Annotated in this window: 17 protein-coding genes and 1 pseudogene; 4 read left to right on the top strand and 14 right to left on the bottom strand. The window is 38.3% G+C overall.

All coding sequences use genetic code 11. From position 1 onward, the window contains the following. Positions 1 to 4: 4 nt before the first annotated feature. Positions 5 to 457 carry a hypothetical protein gene (locus ACUN24_RS04310; protein WP_445561408.1) on the bottom strand — a complete coding sequence of 151 codons (453 nt, stop codon included), beginning with the start codon at positions 455 to 457 and terminating at the stop codon, positions 5 to 7. Positions 458 to 566: 109 nt separating this feature from the next. Next, positions 567 to 2,717, bottom strand: a complete 2,151-nt coding sequence (locus tag ACUN24_RS04305) for a S9 family peptidase (protein WP_445561407.1) — start codon at positions 2,715 to 2,717, stop codon at positions 567 to 569. Between the two features lie 364 nt (positions 2,718 to 3,081). Here ACUN24_RS04305 and proB point away from each other — a divergent pair, with 364 nt between their 5' ends. After that, a complete protein-coding gene (proB, locus tag ACUN24_RS04300) occupies positions 3,082 to 4,161 on the top strand; it encodes a glutamate 5-kinase (protein ID WP_445561406.1) in 1,080 nt (359 codons plus the stop codon). A 135-nt stretch (positions 4,162 to 4,296) separates the two neighbouring features. Continuing rightward, complete coding sequence (locus ACUN24_RS04295) at positions 4,297 to 5,544, top strand: glutamate-5-semialdehyde dehydrogenase (RefSeq protein WP_445561405.1); 1,248 nt, start codon at positions 4,297 to 4,299, stop codon at positions 5,542 to 5,544. Between the two features lie 136 nt (positions 5,545 to 5,680). Here the strand turns inward: ACUN24_RS04295 and ACUN24_RS04290 are convergent, their stop codons facing one another. Further along, positions 5,681 to 7,063: an MBL fold metallo-hydrolase RNA specificity domain-containing protein gene (locus ACUN24_RS04290; protein WP_445561404.1), complete on the bottom strand. Its 1,383-nt coding sequence runs from the start codon at positions 7,061 to 7,063 to the stop codon at positions 5,681 to 5,683. A gap of 89 nt (positions 7,064 to 7,152) precedes the next feature. Then, on the bottom strand, positions 7,153 to 7,497 hold the full coding sequence (locus tag ACUN24_RS04285; protein ID WP_445561403.1) for a hypothetical protein: 345 nt from the start codon (positions 7,495 to 7,497) through the stop codon (positions 7,153 to 7,155). 94 nt (positions 7,498 to 7,591) lie between these two features. Here ACUN24_RS04285 and ACUN24_RS04280 point away from each other — a divergent pair, with 94 nt between their 5' ends. Continuing rightward, positions 7,592 to 7,846 (top strand): hypothetical protein, encoded by a 255-nt coding sequence (locus ACUN24_RS04280; protein WP_445561402.1) that lies wholly within the window; start codon positions 7,592 to 7,594, stop codon positions 7,844 to 7,846. Positions 7,847 to 7,899: 53 nt separating this feature from the next. On the opposite strand, the gene ACUN24_RS04275 is transcribed toward ACUN24_RS04280, so the two are convergent. From ACUN24_RS04275 to ACUN24_RS04240, 8 genes are all read right to left on the bottom strand, one after another. Then, a complete protein-coding gene (locus tag ACUN24_RS04275; protein WP_445561401.1) occupies positions 7,900 to 8,580 on the bottom strand; it encodes a type 1 glutamine amidotransferase domain-containing protein in 681 nt (226 codons plus the stop codon). An 85-nt stretch (positions 8,581 to 8,665) separates the two neighbouring features. Continuing rightward, positions 8,666 to 9,235: a Crp/Fnr family transcriptional regulator gene (locus ACUN24_RS04270; protein ID WP_445561400.1), complete on the bottom strand. Its 570-nt coding sequence runs from the start codon at positions 9,233 to 9,235 to the stop codon at positions 8,666 to 8,668. A 114-nt stretch (positions 9,236 to 9,349) separates the two neighbouring features. Beyond that, positions 9,350 to 9,724 carry a hypothetical protein gene (locus tag ACUN24_RS04265; protein ID WP_121285445.1) on the bottom strand — a complete coding sequence of 125 codons (375 nt, stop codon included), beginning with the start codon at positions 9,722 to 9,724 and terminating at the stop codon, positions 9,350 to 9,352. A 402-nt stretch (positions 9,725 to 10,126) separates the two neighbouring features. After that, positions 10,127 to 10,783, bottom strand: coding sequence for a SanA/YdcF family protein (locus ACUN24_RS04260; RefSeq protein ID WP_445561399.1), 657 nt, complete (start codon positions 10,781 to 10,783; stop codon positions 10,127 to 10,129). Between the two features lie 45 nt (positions 10,784 to 10,828). After that, positions 10,829 to 11,431 (bottom strand): XAC2610-related protein, encoded by a 603-nt coding sequence (locus tag ACUN24_RS04255; RefSeq protein ID WP_445561398.1) that lies wholly within the window; start codon positions 11,429 to 11,431, stop codon positions 10,829 to 10,831. A gap of 26 nt (positions 11,432 to 11,457) precedes the next feature. After that, positions 11,458 to 12,177 (bottom strand): hypothetical protein, encoded by a 720-nt coding sequence (locus ACUN24_RS04250; protein WP_445561397.1) that lies wholly within the window; start codon positions 12,175 to 12,177, stop codon positions 11,458 to 11,460. Positions 12,178 to 12,194: 17 nt separating this feature from the next. Beyond that, positions 12,195 to 12,863, bottom strand: a complete 669-nt coding sequence (locus tag ACUN24_RS04245) for a hypothetical protein (protein WP_445561396.1) — start codon at positions 12,861 to 12,863, stop codon at positions 12,195 to 12,197. A gap of 83 nt (positions 12,864 to 12,946) precedes the next feature. Continuing rightward, on the bottom strand, positions 12,947 to 14,485 hold the full coding sequence (locus ACUN24_RS04240) for a YifB family Mg chelatase-like AAA ATPase (RefSeq protein ID WP_121285450.1): 1,539 nt from the start codon (positions 14,483 to 14,485) through the stop codon (positions 12,947 to 12,949). Between the two features lie 305 nt (positions 14,486 to 14,790). Here ACUN24_RS04240 and ACUN24_RS04235 point away from each other — a divergent pair. After that, positions 14,791 to 15,018, top strand: a pseudogene (locus ACUN24_RS04235) (energy transducer TonB); the annotation flags it as partial. On the opposite strand, the gene ACUN24_RS04230 reads toward ACUN24_RS04235, so the two are convergent. After that, complete coding sequence (locus tag ACUN24_RS04230; RefSeq protein ID WP_445561395.1) at positions 15,011 to 15,328, bottom strand: hypothetical protein; 318 nt, start codon at positions 15,326 to 15,328, stop codon at positions 15,011 to 15,013. The pseudogene ACUN24_RS04235 and the gene ACUN24_RS04230 overlap by 8 nt on opposite strands. A gap of 173 nt (positions 15,329 to 15,501) precedes the next feature. Further along, positions 15,502 to 16,839 carry a signal recognition particle protein gene (gene ffh, locus ACUN24_RS04225; RefSeq protein ID WP_121285452.1) on the bottom strand — a complete coding sequence of 446 codons (1,338 nt, stop codon included), beginning with the start codon at positions 16,837 to 16,839 and terminating at the stop codon, positions 15,502 to 15,504. Positions 16,840 to 17,386 lie beyond the last annotated feature (547 nt).

The following is a 17,386-nucleotide window of genomic DNA, read 5'->3' as shown; positions in this document are numbered from 1 at the left end:
TTGCTTACAAAGACTCGGTATCCGGGTATTGCAATTGTAAGGCGGAAATCAATTTATCTTTGGTTGGTCTTTTTAGGACTAGAAAAGCAAAATTAGCTAGACCAAAAATTAAAAAGAAAGAGTTCTGCGTGATAAAAAAGCCTACAATATTAAAAAGTGCCCCACCTTCTAAAAGTGCTGCGCTGATGATAAAGGCACTTTGGTACATGTTGATCTTAGTATCGGCAGAGGCAGATTTATCGATTTTAGCGATCAAATTTCTATAAAAGAAAATGCTTCCTGATATGGTAATCAGTCCCGTAATCGGAAATATTGGGTTAAAGGGCGCTGTAGTTTGTGGATTCGCATCAAAAAATATGAGTTCGCGGTTAATGAGAATGGTTACCAACGTGAAGAGGAAAACACCTGAGCATAGCGCGAGGTGGATGATTTGGAGTGTTTTTAGTTTAGTGTTCATTGTGGGTTTAAGATATATCAAAATTTAAATAGGGTTGTCATGTTGAGATTGTCGAAACACCATCGAAATATTCTTCGACAAGCTCAACATGACAAATAATAAGAAAAAACTATCTAGTTATCCCCTCCAGCGAGAATAAAAACGCCCAGCGTAAGGAAACATCTTTTAAATAATCAAAACGGCCGGAGGCACCCCCATGACCAAATTCCATGTTGGTTTTAAGGAGTAAAACATTCTTATCGGTTTTGGTTGCCCTTAATTTAGCTACCCATTTTGCCGGTTCAAAGTACTGCACCTGGCTATCGTGCAAACCAGTTGTAACCAGCATATTCGGATAAGCTTTTTTCTCTACGTTTTCGTAAGGCGAATAGCTTTTCATATAATCGTAAGCTGCTTTTTGTTTTGGATTACCCCACTCATCAAATTCGTTTGTGGTAAGTGGAATGCTTTCATCCAGCATGGTATTAATTACATCCACAAAAGGAACATCAGCAATAAGACCGTTCCATAAATCGGGCGCCATGTTGGCTACAGCTCCCATTAATAAACCGCCAGCACTGCCGCCATGGGCATATAAATGGCCTTTTGAGGTATATTTCTGATCAATTAAATATTCTCCTGCAGCAATAAAATCGGTGAAGGTATTTTTCTTTTTCATCAGTTTTCCATCTTCGTACCATCGACGGCCCATTTCCTGTCCACCACGGATATTGGCAATGGCAAATACAAAGCCTCTATTCAACAAACTCAAACGTGGCGAAGAGAAATAAACATCCGAATTTGAGCCATAAGAACCATAGCCATAAAGTAACAGAGGTGATTTCCCATTCTTTTCGAAGCCCTTTTTATAGACCAGGGCAATTGGCACTTTGGTACCATCTTTCGCCGTGGCAAAAACGCGCTCAGTAACATAATCTTTCGGATTATAGCCGCCCAGAACTTCCTGTTGTTTCATTAGTTTCTGGTCTTTTTTTACCAGATCATAATCGTAGGTAGAGTTTGGAGTAGTTAATGAGGTATAAGCATAACGCAATGTGGTGCTGTTGTATTCGGGATTTGAGCCCACGCCAGCATCATAAACTGGTTCATCAAATTTGATGTAATAATCGCTTTTATCTTTTTTAAGCACGTGCATCTCCGTTAATCCGTTTTTACGTTCAGATAAAACAGTGAAATCTTTAAACTCTTCAACACTTTCCAATAAAACATCTGCACGGTGTGCAATCACCTCTTTCCAGTTTTCTTTTTCGGTTTTATCCAGCGGACATTCCATTAAACGGAAATTCTTGGCGTTCCAGTTGGTTAAGATCAAAAATTTGCCGTCAACAGGCATTACATCATACAATACATCTTTTGATCGCGCTGCAAAAACTTTAAAAGGGCTTTCCGGATGGTCGGCATCTACTATTTTATATTCCGAAGTAAGCGTTCCCTGCGAAGCGATAAAAATATACTTTCCGTTTTTCGATTTACCTACACCGATATAGTTGGTGTTATCTTTCTCATCGTAAACTACCGCATCTGTTTTGGCATCTGAACCGAGTACATGTTTTTTAATTTTTTCACTAAGTAACGTAACAGGATTTTTTGAGGTGTAAAAGAATGTTTTATTATCATTGGCCCAAGCCACCCCACCTTCTGTATTGGTAATGACATCTTTTAACATTTCACCAGTCTCTAAATTTTTAATGTTAATGGTGTATTGGCGGCGCGAAACCTGATCGACACCAAAAGCTAAAAGTTTATTATCGGGACTAACACTAAATCCGGTTGCGCTGTAATAGGAATGGCCTTTTGCCAGTTGATCTACGTCCAGCAAGATTTCTTCCGCGGCAGATAAACTTCCTTTTTTACGGCAGTATTTAAAGTATTGCTGTCCATCCTCTGTGCGTGAGTAATAGTAGTAGCCATTTCTAAAAACCGGAACCGATTCGTCTTTTTCTTTGATCCGGCCTTTCATTTCCTTAAATAAATCAGCCTGAAATTGATCGGTACTCTTCATCATGGTATCCAGATAAGCATTTTCGGCTTTTAAATAATCGACAACTTTCGTACTGTCTGGTCCTTTTTTAAAGTAATCTATCATCCAATAATAATTATCTACTACGGTATCACCGTGTATAACTCTTTGGTGCGGAATAATTTCCGCTATGGGTGCCTTTGCATCAGGCCACGTTATTGCTTTCATTTCTTTCTTTTGAGGGTGATTACAGGCCGTAGCTGCGCTAAGCAATATAAGGCCGGGTAAGATACGTTTCATAGCGGGTTGATTTCGGTTCAAATGCAATTTAATAATTTAGTTCAATAGTTCATTAGCCATTGGTTGATTAGTGGGGTGGTTGGTTAATTGTAAAAGAGATTGTTTAATCGTTGAATGGCTAGATTGTTACCTTTAAATTGTTGTGGAGGGTTAATCGGTTAATTGTTTAAATCGGTTAACTGTTGTAGGCAACTAACACTTCTGACCTCGGTCCTCAGACTTCGGACTTAAAACAGTTAATCGACTCCAAACGCTCAACCCAAACTCATTTCCATTTTCGCAAAAATCCATCAAGCCTATAGATAATCATCCGAATTAGAAAAATTGATGTTAAATTGCCACATCCAAACAGTTTGAAATTATAATGAAATTAGGGTACAAAAAGATAGTTGTTAAAGTTGGTTCGAATGTAATTACGCAGGCGAATGGTTTGCCGGATGAGGCAAGGATCAAACACCTTGTAAATCAACTGGCAGAAATTAAAAAGCAGGGTATTGAAGTAATTTTGGTTTCTTCAGGTGCGGTGGCATCGGGAAGAAGTTTGATTAAAGTATCCGAAAAACAGGATGCCGTAACTACCCGACAACTATTGGCGGCCATTGGTCAGGTGAAATTGATCAATACCTACTCCAATTTCTTTGCAGCACATGCTATACAATGCGCTCAGGTTTTGGTTACGAAGGAAGATTTCCGCGACCGGGCACATTATTTAAACATGAAAAACTGTTTGCAGATTTTGCTTCAAAACGAGGTAATTCCTGTTGTGAATGAAAACGATGTGGTTTCGGTTACAGAGCTAATGTTTACCGATAATGATGAATTGGCTGGATTAATTGCTTCGATGTTAAACGCGGATGCCCTGATTATTCTGTCAAATGTAAACGGCATCTACAACGGCGATCCGAAAATTGAAGGTTCAGCAGTTATTGAGGAAATTAACGGTTCGGTTGCTAACCTGGCTTCATTTATACAAACCGGAAAATCGCAGTTTGGCCGTGGCGGAATGATTACCAAATCGACCATGGCACAAAAAGTAGCTAAACTGGGTATAACTGTTCATATTGCCAATGGAACGAAAGATGATGTGCTGATTTCTCTATTAAACAATCAACTGGTGCATACACGCTTTGTTCCAGAGAAAATCAAATCAGGCAAGAAAAAATGGATTGCCCATTCTGAAACAGCAGCAACCGGTGTGGTAAAGCTAAACGATGGTGCCAAAACGGTATTAACTTCCGGTAAAGCCACCAGTTTATTGCCCATAGGGATCATCGAAATCCAAACAGACTTTTTAAAAGGTGATATTATTAAAATTATCGACGAAAAAAATAGCCTGATCGGTTTGGGAATAGCAGAATATGGTTCTGATAAAGCCAGAGAGCGTATTGGACTGAAGAAGCAAAAGGCTTTGGTGCATTATGATTATTTCTACTCGGCTATTTAAAGGGTTTTACCGCAAAGGACGCAAAGAGATGCGCGAAGGCACACAGAGGTAGGGTAAACAAGGTTGTAAATATGCAATTAACTTTAGCGTTCTCTGCGAAAAACTTAGCGCTCTTTGCGGTTAATAATTAACAACATGAATTACAAACAATACTTCGAAAAAGCAAAACAGGCTAGTCGTACTTTGATTAGCCTTGGTAAAGAAAAAACAAATGCAGTTCTAACAGATCTGGCTGAAGCTCTAGTGGCTAATACAGCAGAAATCCTTACTGAAAACACAAAGGATTTAGCTAAAATGCCCGTCGAAGATCCCAAATACGACAGGCTAAAGTTGAGCGCAGCACGCATTGCAGATATTGCAAACGATCTTAAAAATGTTGCAGGCTTAAACAGTCCTTTGGGTAAAATCCTTTCTGATAAAACGCTGGAAAATCAGCTTCACATCCAAAAGGTTAGTGTGCCTTTGGGTGTTGTGGGGGTAATTTACGAAGCGCGGCCTAATGTTACTGCCGATGTGTTTTCGCTTTGCTTTAAAACAGGGAATGTTGCGGTATTAAAAGGTGGCAGCGATGCTGAATTTTCCAACCTGGCGATTGCAAATGTAATACATCAGGTACTAGATAATCATAAAATAAACCGCGATGTTTTAACCTTATTGCCTGCGGAAAGGACTGCAACCGAAGCTTTATTAAATGCTCGGGGTTTTGTAGATGTACTGATTCCGAGAGGAAGCCAATCGTTGATTAATTACGTTCGGGAAAATAGTAAAATCCCCGTAATTGAAACCGGAGCTGGGATTGTGCACACTTATTTTGATGAATCGGGCGATTTAGAGAAAGGTAAGGCAATTATTTTTAATGCGAAAACCAGAAGAGTGAGCGTTTGTAATTCTTTAGATTGTGTACTGGTTAACGAAAACAGAATGAATGATCTGCTTGCGCTTTTATCTCCTTTAGCTGAGGGTAATGTGGAGTTATTTGCTGATGAGAAAAGCTATGAAGTATTAAAATCTTCTTATCCAGCTCACTTACTAAACCAAGCCACGCCTGAGCATTTTGGGACGGAGTTTTTATCATTAAAGATAGCAGTTAAAGTTGTCGCGGATTTAGCAGAGGCATTGAACCATATTGCTGATTATAGCTCCAAACATAGTGAAGCCATTATTTCTGAAGATGCAGAAAATATTGCCCAATTTTTAAATGAAGTAGATGCCGCTGCGGTATATGCCAATGCCTCTACAGGTTTTACCGATGGCGCACAGTTTGGTCTTGGTGCCGAAATCGGTATCAGCACACAAAAACTTCATGCCCGCGGGCCAATGGGTTTAGAGGAATTAACCAGTTATAAATGGGTGGTAAGGGGTGATGGGCAAGTGAGGGGATAATGATGTTTTGTTGTCATTCTGAGCGCAGCGAAGAATCTTTTTTTGGTTGATAGTTCATGGCCATGGTTTTTTAGCCACAACGGCCATCAACTATGGGCCAAAGGACCATGGGCTATCAACCTAATGACCAACTGAACTAAAGTTCAAAAACCTCTCCCCTTTCAGGTACCACCACATTGAAACCATCTTCTTGCAATGCCAGTGATAAACTTTGCAGACTTTTATCTTCACCATGAACCAGGAAAACTTTTTTAGGCTGACCGGTTTGTTTAATTGTTTTCACTAAATCGTTATGATCGCCGTGGCCGCTTAACAGATCGGTCTGGCGGATGGTGGCGTAAACCATCATTTCACGATCTTTAATGCGCACGATAGGTGCTCCGCTTAATAACTTATAACCAAGCGTTCCTTTTGCGCAGTAACCAATAAAAAGTATGGTACAATAATAGTTCTGGATGTTATAATACAGGTGATCCTGAATTCTTCCACCTTCTAACATGCCAGCAGAGGAAATAATGATACAGGGATCGAAATAATTAGAAACGTCTTTACTTTCTTTCATGGTTTGGACGTAAGCCAGGTGCTCAAATTCGAATTCATCGCCCATCGTCTGGTAAAAATCTTTCGCTTCCTGATTTACCAGGTTATGGTGTTTGCGGTAAACCTCTGTGGCTTGAATCGCCATTGGGCTGTCTACAAAAATCTGAACAGGTGGTAATAGTTTTTTGGTGAATATCTGGTTTAAGGCAAATACCAGCGATTGGGTCCGGCCAATACTAAATGCCGGAATAATCAATCGTCCAGGACTTTTAATACAGGCTTCGGTAATTTCCTGAACCAATCTTTCTTCCAGTGTTTGATCTTTGATGTGCATTCTCCCTCCATAAGTTGCTTCGCTTACCAGATAGTCAACCTCTGGTAAGGGCTCCGGATTCACTAGTACCGGGTAGTTCTCTCTGCCGATATCGCCTGTAAAAGCAATTTTCTTCTCTATACCGTGATCATTTATGGTTAGAATGGCTGCTGCTGCACCCAGTAAATGTCCAACAGGAACAAAGGTTAAGCTGATATCGCCATTAATCTTAAAAGCTTTATTAAAAGCAATGGTTACAAAACGATCAATTGTATCCATTACATGTTTGTGCAGGTACAACGGTTTGGGTCCGCTAAAATTACCACGTTTAGTTCTGAGTTTTCTGCCCGCTTTTCTTAAAAAAAGTTCAACAGAATCGAATAATAATATAGAAGTTAAATCCGCAGTTGGTGGTGTACAAAGTACCTGACCATCAAAACCCAATCGAACCAATGTAGGCAGATTACCAGAGTGATCAATATGTGCATGAGTTAAAATTACCAGGTTTATACTCGCCGGATCGAAGGGGAATTGTTGGTTTTCTTCCTGGTAGGTTTCCTTCTCGTAATCTAATCCACAATCTATCAGTATTTTATAGTGCCCAATTTCGAGCAGGTGCATACTTCCTGTTACTTGTTGTGCTGCGCCCCAAAACGTTAACTTCATCTTCTTATCTATCGCGTAAAATCTTTAGCCGTAAAGTAGTATAAATGATGGGATTTTTAAACAATCATGCGTAATATTTTAAATTATTATTAGTCTTGTTGTCTAAATTTTAACACCATTAATATTCCACTTTTTGCTTCCTCAGAAAAACCTTCTAAATCGGATTCTGTGATTGTTTTGTCTAAAAGCATAGCGATGACGGTATCAAAAAACCATGAATTTCTAAGCCCGTCGTATCTTCTGGCGATGTGTTTGTCGAAATCTGTTACAGCAGTAAAAATTTTATAATAATCGGCTTTATTATCTTCAGGTTGTTGTGTTTTCCATTGGTCTAAAATTTCAGAAAAGGCCTGCATTTCTTTTTTTAGTTCCCGTTGTAAAGCTACCTCGAATAATTTTCGGGCAACTTTGTTATCTGCTTTTGAAAAATCCATAATGTAAATTTATGCCGTAAAGATAAGAATGTCATTATATCTAACTGGCTTAACCCAAAGAAAGATTTTTTATCTTTGAAGAAAAATATCCGCTATGCAAGAACCTTTTGATATAGAAATAGGACCAATTAATTATTCAGTTTTCCCGGAGGGAAATGATTCGTATACCATTTTTAAAGATGGAAGAGAATACATTCAGATTCAAAAAGATACTTCATCTATCTGGTTGAAAATGGATTATAAAACCGAACTTCCCATTTTTGAGGAAGATGAAGAGGTGAATGCAATTGGCCAGGCGATTGAAAAATATGTGCCTGAACCTGAAGACGAGGAAGAAGACGAGCTATAATAAAAAATCCTCAACAGGGTTTGGCTAAACCAGTCCGTGTTGAGGATTTAAATTTAGGCAAGAAGCTTTAATAATTCTTCTGCAACTTTTTCTGATGAGGCAGGATTTTGTCCGGTAATCAATAAGCCATCAACTACAGCATAGGGATTCCAATCAGCGATCTTGCTGTAATGTCCACCATTTTTTATCAACATGTCCTCTACTAAGAAAGGCACTACGTTTGTTAATTGTACAGCTTCTTCTTCGGTATTGGTAAACCCGGTTACATTTTTTCCGTTCACCAGGTATTCACCATTTATCTTTACATCTTTAAGCACTCCCGGAGCATGACATACAAAAGCAACAGGCTTTTCGGCAGTATAGAATTCGGTAATGAGCTGTTGTGAAGTTGCGCTTTCTGCTAAATCCCAAAGTGGTCCGTGGCCACCAGGATAGAAAACTGCATCATAATCATTCATCACGATATCGGCCAATGGGATGGTATTTTTTAATTTGGCCAAAAGAGCCGTATCTTTATCCATTCTTTTCGTCGTTTCGGTTTGAAAAGAAGGATCTTCACTTTTAGGGTCAATTGGTGGCTGACCACCTTTTGGTGAGGCCAATACAATATCAATACCTTTGTCGGCTAAGGCATAATATGGCGCTGCCAATTCTTCTGACCAAAAACCTGTTTTTAAACCTGTATTTCCTAATTCGTCGTGGCTTGTAAGCACGAATAAAACTTTCTTATTCATATTTTTTATGCTAAGTGTATCACAAAATTAGTGCTGTTGATTAAGGCAGCAAAGGACTTCAATCACAAATTTAATGTGAGCAGAATCACACTTTTGCGGAAAGCCTGCTTAAGGTTTCCCTGGAAATGCCCAGGTATGCTGCGATTATTGTTTTTGAAACCCTTTTCATCAATTGCGGAGACTGTTGAGCGAGTTGTTCAAAACGCTCTTTCGGGCTTGTGGTTAAAAGTGATAAAATCCTTTGCTGTAAAGCTACATAGCCCAAACTGTTTTTTATCCTGAAAAAATGCTCCATTTTATGGCTTTCTCTGCAAAGCTGATCTAAATTGTCTTTGCTGATGGAGAGTAGTTCGGAGTTTTCTAAGCAGCTGATATTGGTAATCGATTTGACGTGACCATAAAAAGCCCTAAAATCAGAAAGCCACCAGTTTTCCATCGCAAACTGGATGATATACTCTTTGCCATTGGCATCTGTAAATGTGGCCTTTAATAAACCTTTAACTACAAAATAAATGTGATTGACAAATTCGTCTTCCTGGATCAGGTACTGGTGTTTTTTAAGCGTTTTAGGTTTGAAATGTGCTGCTATATGCTCAAACTCCTGATCGGTGAGGGAAACGATTTCTTCGAGGTGTGTTTTTAATTCAAAACTCATGCTATAAATTTAATTAAATTAAGCATGAAACTCGTTTTTTGGTTTTGGAATGAGGAATGGCAAAAAAAAGAAGGCCCGATTTTTTACTGATCGGGCCTTGTGTCGTTAAATGGTTTACCTAGTGCAATTTGCTGTCCAGGTTTGCCCATCTTTCGAAACTAACATTTTAAGGTTACTGGCATCAATACTAATACCGGTTAAACCCGATCCAATACTTACATAACTGTTGTCTCCTGTTTTTTCAAACTTTACACCTGTAATGTCAGGAATGCCGTTACCAAAGTAAAAATTATACGTTTCACCAACTTTGCTTACGGTTACTTTACCATCGCTACTGTTAGTTGTAGTCTCTCCACTACGATAGGAAACGGTTCCTTTGTAAGTACCCACGAAGAAATCCCGATCTGCAGGATCAGTATCTTTTTTACATGATACCATTACGGTTAATGCTATTAAAAGCATACTGAAAATTTGAACTGTCTTTTTCATCTCTTTCACTTTTTTAATTTTAAATAGGTCATAAATGTAACAGTGTTATGACAACGACTGTGCCAAAGCGTTGTGACTATTGGCTGAATAAGTCTTTAAAATATAGTGAAATGAAATTATTTTTCAATTTAAAGTACTGTAATACAGCGTTTTGGTTATTTATGAAAAAGAAAGAAAGTGAAAATATTTTAAGCGTCAATCTGGGAGTTGCGTTAAAGTTTTAGCATGGTAAAACTGTTCAGTTTAAAAGAACTTTTCCAATTTAGCTATAGATAAAGTCTAACATTTAAACCTTTTAAGTTTAGTCTTGTCTTTTAGCAAATCAGCTACATAAGGTGATTAGGATGGCTATCTTTTTTGAAAATAGGATTACAAGCAAAAATGATGGTAAGGTACTTTATATTATTCTTTGGTATAGTTTGATGGACCATTAATGCTAACTTTTTCGCCTAAAAAATGAGGTTTTCTACCAATTATTAAGTCGATTGTTGATTTTACAACGGCAAAGTACTCTCTAAAGGATGCATATTTGAAACCCTGGTATGTTCCCTGGTCTGCAGCAAAACCGTAAGACTTAATACCCAGTTTATCGCCTATATTAATACACCTGTTTAGATGATATTTTTGCGATACCAGGATCGCGGTATCAATATCGAAAATAAATTTTGACCTGTACAGCGTAGAGTAGCTATCAAAACCAGCGTAATCGAGGTAAATTTTATTGGTATCAACACCATGTTCATAGCAGTAAAGTTTCATTACTGTTAATTCGTCGTGCGCATTACTCCCGTTGTCTCCAGATAACAGGATTTTATCAATTTTATTATTTTCATAAAGTTTTATGCCAGCATCAAGCCTGTCTTTTAAATATTTACTGGGTTTATTGTTGTTTATTCCTGCTCCAAAAATAATACCCACTTTAGTTTTTGGTACATCTTGTTCACTCGAATAAATCGCCGGATTAGTCTGGTGTTTTATGAGCAAGTTTACACTTAATACTACAATAACACCCAAAATAAAGGCATAGAAGAGCAATTTAATGATTTTTTTGATGTTCATTTATTGATACGTTAATCGTTTATCTCTTTGATCTGTGGTTTTGGGTTATTGTTTTTTTAAGATCATGGAAATCTGTTTATCCAGATCTAAATTGTCAGTATCGTCGAAAGGTTTGCCAATTTTATATGGTATGTACTTTTTATTAAGTCTATACAACTGATAATAATTAGTACCTGTTAAACCATAACTCACAATCACTTTGTATTTTTTGTTATAGCTGGGGTTAACAATATTGTCGAAATCTTTGACCTTGGTTAAGGTATGGTTTTTGGGATTAACAAGGTAAAGATTGTAAAACGAATTTCCTCCCCTTCCACCTGTATCTTCGAAAATTAACAGATCTTTTATCCCGTCGTTGTTATAGTCTTCGTAAGTGATATTATCAGTGATGTGGCGCATTTCTATGTTTTCTTTCCAAAAGATTTTATCGGTTTTTACGCCTCTTTTACCAAAATAGATATTGGCATGGTATAATTCTCCAGAAGGTTCTTTTTCAGTAATTAAATACTGTATAGCGAGTACATAGTCTTTATTTTTAAAAGGATAAATGTATTGCCAGATTCCTGTTGCGGTTAGCTGATTAAATACTTTTTGGGCAAACGAATGACTGGAAATAAATATAAAGCATAAAAAAAACATCCTGTTCATATTTGGTATCTTATAACAGGTTTATGTTAAATTTCTGAAAGTTTTTCGGCAAGTTCTTCCGTCATTTCATCAAGTGTAAACAATCTGCCCCAATTAAACTTTTTCCATACCGTTTTTGGTTTGTTGGTTTTGTCGCTAAACATATTGCCGCCAGAGGTTTCACTTTTTCTTCGTGTAGAGAAATTAAGGCTGGTAGTGCTTTCTTCTCCTGAAGATCGGCTATAGCCCCCCGTTTTAAAGCCGATTAGTTCCATTTTTTGATTTTGGAACCTGAATGTATAAGCGACATTACTCACCCCGTAAGAACCACAGCTTGACCAGTATTGATAACTTAAAATCAGTACTCCGTTTTTTATGCTGATGGCACCAGTTTCCTGTAAAGGATCGGCGAGACAAGTGCTCTCTATGTCATTTTCAGTTGGGATAAAATTGGTGTTTTGAGCCAGTAAGCTGTAATTTCCGGATGTTTTTATCAGTACCAAAAGCATGCGGGGATTCACATTCAGTGTGTCACGGCCCATACCGTCATTTTTGATAATATTTTTTGGATTGGTATTCTGAATAATGATTGCTTCATCAGGTAAATGATCTTTATTTAAATCGCCTTTGGCCTGATAAATTACTTTCCATCCTTTTGGAACAAAGGCATCTGCATTAGTGCCTGTTTTAGGGATTTGAGGATGATCTGCCTGTGCATATAGCTGAATAGAAATCAGCGAAAACAGGATGAATAAACTATTTTTCATGGTGGATTTATTTATAATCAATAATAGAAATATTTGTTGTTGGCCGGAAATTTTAATTCTACTTTACCAGGGGTAAAACCATCCATTTTGGGGATAGCCGTAAACGGATATTTAAAATTGTAAAAACTATCTTTGGGTATTTTTTTGTCGTCATCACAACTTCCGTAAGTGTAAGCCACATTGACTTGTTTGGTAGAAAAATTGATATCATATTGGTAATCAAAATCGCAGGTATCATAATCTTTCATGGTAGAACCTATTACAAACCAATCGTTATTTTGATAACGGTAAATGTTTTTCCAGGTGCTATAATGCCTGGTGTTGTGATTAAAGGTCTGTTCGGTAATCAGGGTATTGTTTTTAATTTTTATCGAAAGGTTTACGCCCGCATCTACACAAAAACCACAATCTTTACTGCTCCATAAAATGGTGCCATTGCTTTTCCATAGTTTTATTTTACCATCAACCTGTTTACAGATATAGAGAATTCTCTTTAAGCCGTCTTTCCCATCCGTTTTATCGGTATCAAAAGCATATACCACTTCCTCTTTGCCATCTTTGTCTAAATCGCCTCTGGCTTCGAGTACCAATTTATAATTTTTGGGCGGATTAAAATCGGGCAGCGTTTGACTGGTAACATGGAGTGTAATAAATAATATAAAAAGCGCAAAAATAAATTTTATCATGGCATTGTTTCTGTAGATTAATAAACATACTGTTTATCAAGATAACAAATATATTTTAACATCATTTTTGAAGAACAGGAAATTTAGCCCGCCCAGCCATCCCTATCCAAACTTCTGTAATTAATAGATTCTGCTAAGTGTTCCATTTCTACGTTTTCACTTCCATCTAAATCGGCAATGGTCCGGGCAACTTTCAAAATCCGGTCGTAGGCACGGGCCGAAAGACCTAATTTTTCCATGGCTGATTTCAGGAGAATGTTTCCTTCATCACTGATCTGACAAACTTTGCGAACCATTTTCGGACTCATTTGGGCATTGCAATGCAGGTCTTCCCTATCTGCAAAACGTAGATCCTGAATTTCCCGTGCTTTAATTACACGCTCCCTGATAAAGTTACTTCTTTCTGTTTCTGCAGTGGAGGCTAATTCTGTAAAGTTAACGGGTGTTACTTCTACATGAAGATCTATCCGGTCTAAAAGCGGTCCGGATATTTTACTCAGGTATTTTTGCACCACACCAGGTGCACAAACGCAATCTTTCTCCGGGTGATTGTAAAAACCACAGGGGCAGGGGTTCATTGAGGCTACCAACATAAAGCTGGCTGGGTATTCTACCGAAAACCTTGCCCTTGCAATAGCTACTTTACGGTCTTCTAAAGGTTGACGCATTACCTCTAAAACAGTTCGTTTAAATTCGGGCAATTCATCTAAAAATAGAACACCATTGTGGGCCAGCGATATTTCTCCGGGTTGTGGATTGATTCCGCCGCCTACCAGGGCGACATCGCTAATCGTATGGTGCGGTGAGCGGTACGGACGGCTTGTCATTAATGCATCGCTTGCAGAGAGTTTTCCGGCAACAGAATGGATTTTCGTGGTTTCTAAGGCTTCGTTTAAATTTAATGGGGGTAATATAGTGGGCAGACGCTTGGCCAGCATGGTTTTACCTGCACCTGGCGGCCCTATTAAAATAACATTGTGACCACCTGCAGCCGCAATTTCCAATGCTCTTTTAATGTTTTCCTGGCCTTTAACGTCGGCAAAATCGTGTTCATAATTATTGATGTTCTTTAAGAATTCTTCTTTGGTATTCACTTTAACTTGTTCCAGCGCTTCGCTTTTATTAAAGAAAGCAATTACCTGGGCCAGGTTTTCTACGCCATAAGCCACTAAATCGTTTACAATGGCTGCTTCACGAACGTTTTGCTTCGGTAAGATGAATCCTTTAAAACCTTCCTGTTGTGCTTGTATGGCAATTGGTAAAGCTCCTTTTATGGGCTGTATGCTTCCATCTAAAGAAAGTTCGCCCATAATAAAATAATCTTCTAATTCGTCGGCTGGGATTTGACCTGAAGCCGCTAAAATACCGATGGCAATTGGCAGATCGTATGATGAGCCCTCTTTTTTCATGTCGGCAGGTGCCAGGTTTACCACTATTTTTTGTTTAGGCATGCGAAAACCTGAAACATTAATAGCGCTGGCCACCCTTTGCAAACTTTCTTTTACCGCATTATCGGGCAGGCCTACCATATAGTATTTGGTACCCGCGCTAATATTCACTTCGATTGTTATGGTTAGTGCATTTACCCCATAAACAGCACTCCCGTATGTTTTTACAAGCATTTAATTTTAATTAAATAAATTCGGATGTAAATTATTCGGGATGAATATTGATATAGCTAATATAATTAATAATCTTTAAATTTAGTTAACTATTAAATACTAACAATGCTGAAAATTTTATTGATTATACTTTTTCTGATTTCGAGTCAACAACTTTTTTCACAAGGGAGGGGTGATACCATTAAAATAGATCTAAAAAAGCAAAGGAAAACAATGTTTACTCTTTAAATGAAGTAGATGCACCTGCTCACTTTCCTAATGGAGAAACCGCATGGAGAAGATATCTTTTAACTAATTCAAGATATGCTGAAATGCCTAAAAAGGATAGGGCTATTGGAAAGGTGTATTTGTCATTCGTAATTGAAAAGGATGGTAGAATAACAGATGCAGTAGTTACACTGGGTTTAAATTTTAAGTGTAATGAAGAGGCATTGAGATTACTGAGAGCTTCTAAAATGTGGATTCCAGCAACTTTAAAATCCAGAAAAGTGCGTTCTAAAGGGAGTATCTCTATTAAGTTTAGATTCAATTAGGTACATAAATCTTAACAAAAAACGGATAGATCTCTCCACTACGGTTGAGATGACTGTTATTTAGATGTGGGTATTTGGAAATGAATGAACAGTAATTCTTGGCAACTTTTGCCCTGCCATCCGCTTTATCCCGATGAAAAATCGGGATGCCCGCTACTGTCAGGTTTACCATGAATGGTCTGTTGCTACGAGGCACTACAGGCATCAAACTGTTGTACCTAAACCCGATTGGAGCGGTAGCTCCCGACTTCACGTCGGGACTATAGCGGAAAGCGGGAGAGGTGACAGCCAAACGAACGGGACCCAACATTTCATAAAACATAATTTTAAAAGATCCTTCGCTATGCTCAGGATGACAGTTAATAGGGTCGGATTACGCTACGCCGTAAAACAAAAAATCCCGGCCATTTTTGATCGGGATTTAATATTTGCAATATGTTATTTGCGCTTTAAGCCTTGGTCTTTAACCTTTCAGCTAAAAACCTATCTGCCAAACGGCATTTTAGGCATACCTTTCATCATTGCCGCTGCGGCTGCCGGGTTAGAAAACTGCTTCATCATTTTACGCATATCTTCAAACTGTTTAATCAGCTTGGTTACTTCTTCTACCTTACTTCCTGAACCTTTTGCAATACGTAAACGACGACTTTGCTGAATGCTATCCGGGTTTTCTTTCTCAAATGGTGTCATCGAATTGATGATGGCTTCGATTGATTTAAAAGCATCATCCTGGATATCTACATTCTTCATCATTTTGCCCACGCCTGGAATCATACCCATCAGATCTTTCATGTTACCCATTTTCTTGATCTGCTGAATCTGGTTGTAGAAATCGTTGAAATCAAATTTATTCTTACGGATTTTCTTCTGCAGTTCTGCTGCTTCTTTCTCATCGAACTGCATTTGTGCACGTTCAACAAGCGAAACCACGTCACCCATACCTAAAATACGCGATGCCATACGATCTGGATAGAAAACATCCAGAGCTTCCATTTTCTCGCCGGTACCTATAAATTTAATCGGCTTGTTTACCACCGATTTAATGGAAAGGGCCGCACCACCACGGGTATCGCCATCCAATTTGGTTAAAACAACACCTGTAAAATCTAAACGGTCATTAAATACTTTGGCTGTATTTACCGCATCCTGACCAGTCATTGAATCCACTACGAATAAAATCTCGTGTGGTTGAGTTTTAGCTTTAACTTCAGATATTTCGTTCATTAAAGATTCGTCGATCGCTAAACGACCTGCGGTATCGATAATGATTACGTTATTTCCATTTTGTTTACCGTGTGCAATACCTTCTAAAGCTATGCCAACAGGATCGTTTGATGCACGGTTTGCGTAAACTGATACGCCAACAGAAGTTCCTAAAACCTCCAATTGATCTACAGCCGCCGGACGGTACATATCGCCTGCTACCAACAAAGGTTTTTTGCCCTTGCCTTTTAAGTGCAAGGCCAGTTTACCTGCAAAAGTAGTTTTACCCGCACCGTTTAAACCTGCAATTAAAATAATGGTAGGGTTTGCTTTTGTATCTAACTCTGTAACTTCGCCACCCATTAAGGCTGCAAGTTCATCGTTCATTATTTTAGTAAGCAACTGACCTGGAGAAACCGCAGTAAGTACGTTTTGCCCCAAGGCTTTTTGCCTCACATCATCAGTAAATGTTTTTGCTGTTTTATAGTTAACATCGGCATCTAATAATGCTTTGCGGATTTCTTTCATGGTTTCTGCCACGTTGATTTCCGTAATGCTGCCTTGTCCTTTTAATACTTTAAACGCTCTGTCTAGCTTGTCCTGTAAATTATCAAACATCTTTTTTTAAGCTAAAAGCTTCATGCCAAAGGGCAAAAAGCTACTTGTTTTTAATAAAAGGCAAATGTATCAAATTTTGCTTGTAAATCGCTGCACCTCAAAGTCAAAAATCTTTTTTTGAAAATGAGCAGTTTGGTTTTCATAGGTGCTGTACTCCCGCCATTCACTTCAATCTTTTTATGCCTCAGCAACACAGCTAAGTTTGCTATCGTGTGGACACGTCTTTTTAAGTTTTTTTTGGCGTTTTGCTAACAACTTTAATAAAGCACGAATTTTAACCAAGGACGCTGTCAATCCCAAGAGCCGGAGAAATCAAAAAAACAGGTGCACAACAGTAAAAATGGTAGTAACAAACCTGAAACGCAGTGGTTTTGTGTTCATAACCAATGATTTAATTTTAAAAAAATATTGAACACAAAACTAAGTGTCGCTGTTTTTTTGATGTGTGTAAGACTGTGCAAAAGGCTCATTGCTGGATTGACAAAGCGTTTTGGGTACTTTGGCGCTCCAAAGTACCATGCCCCGCGGCATAGAGCGATAGAAGAAT

Source organism: Pedobacter sp. WC2501, assembly GCF_052682415.1.
This window is presented reverse-complemented; position numbering and strand designations above follow the sequence as displayed.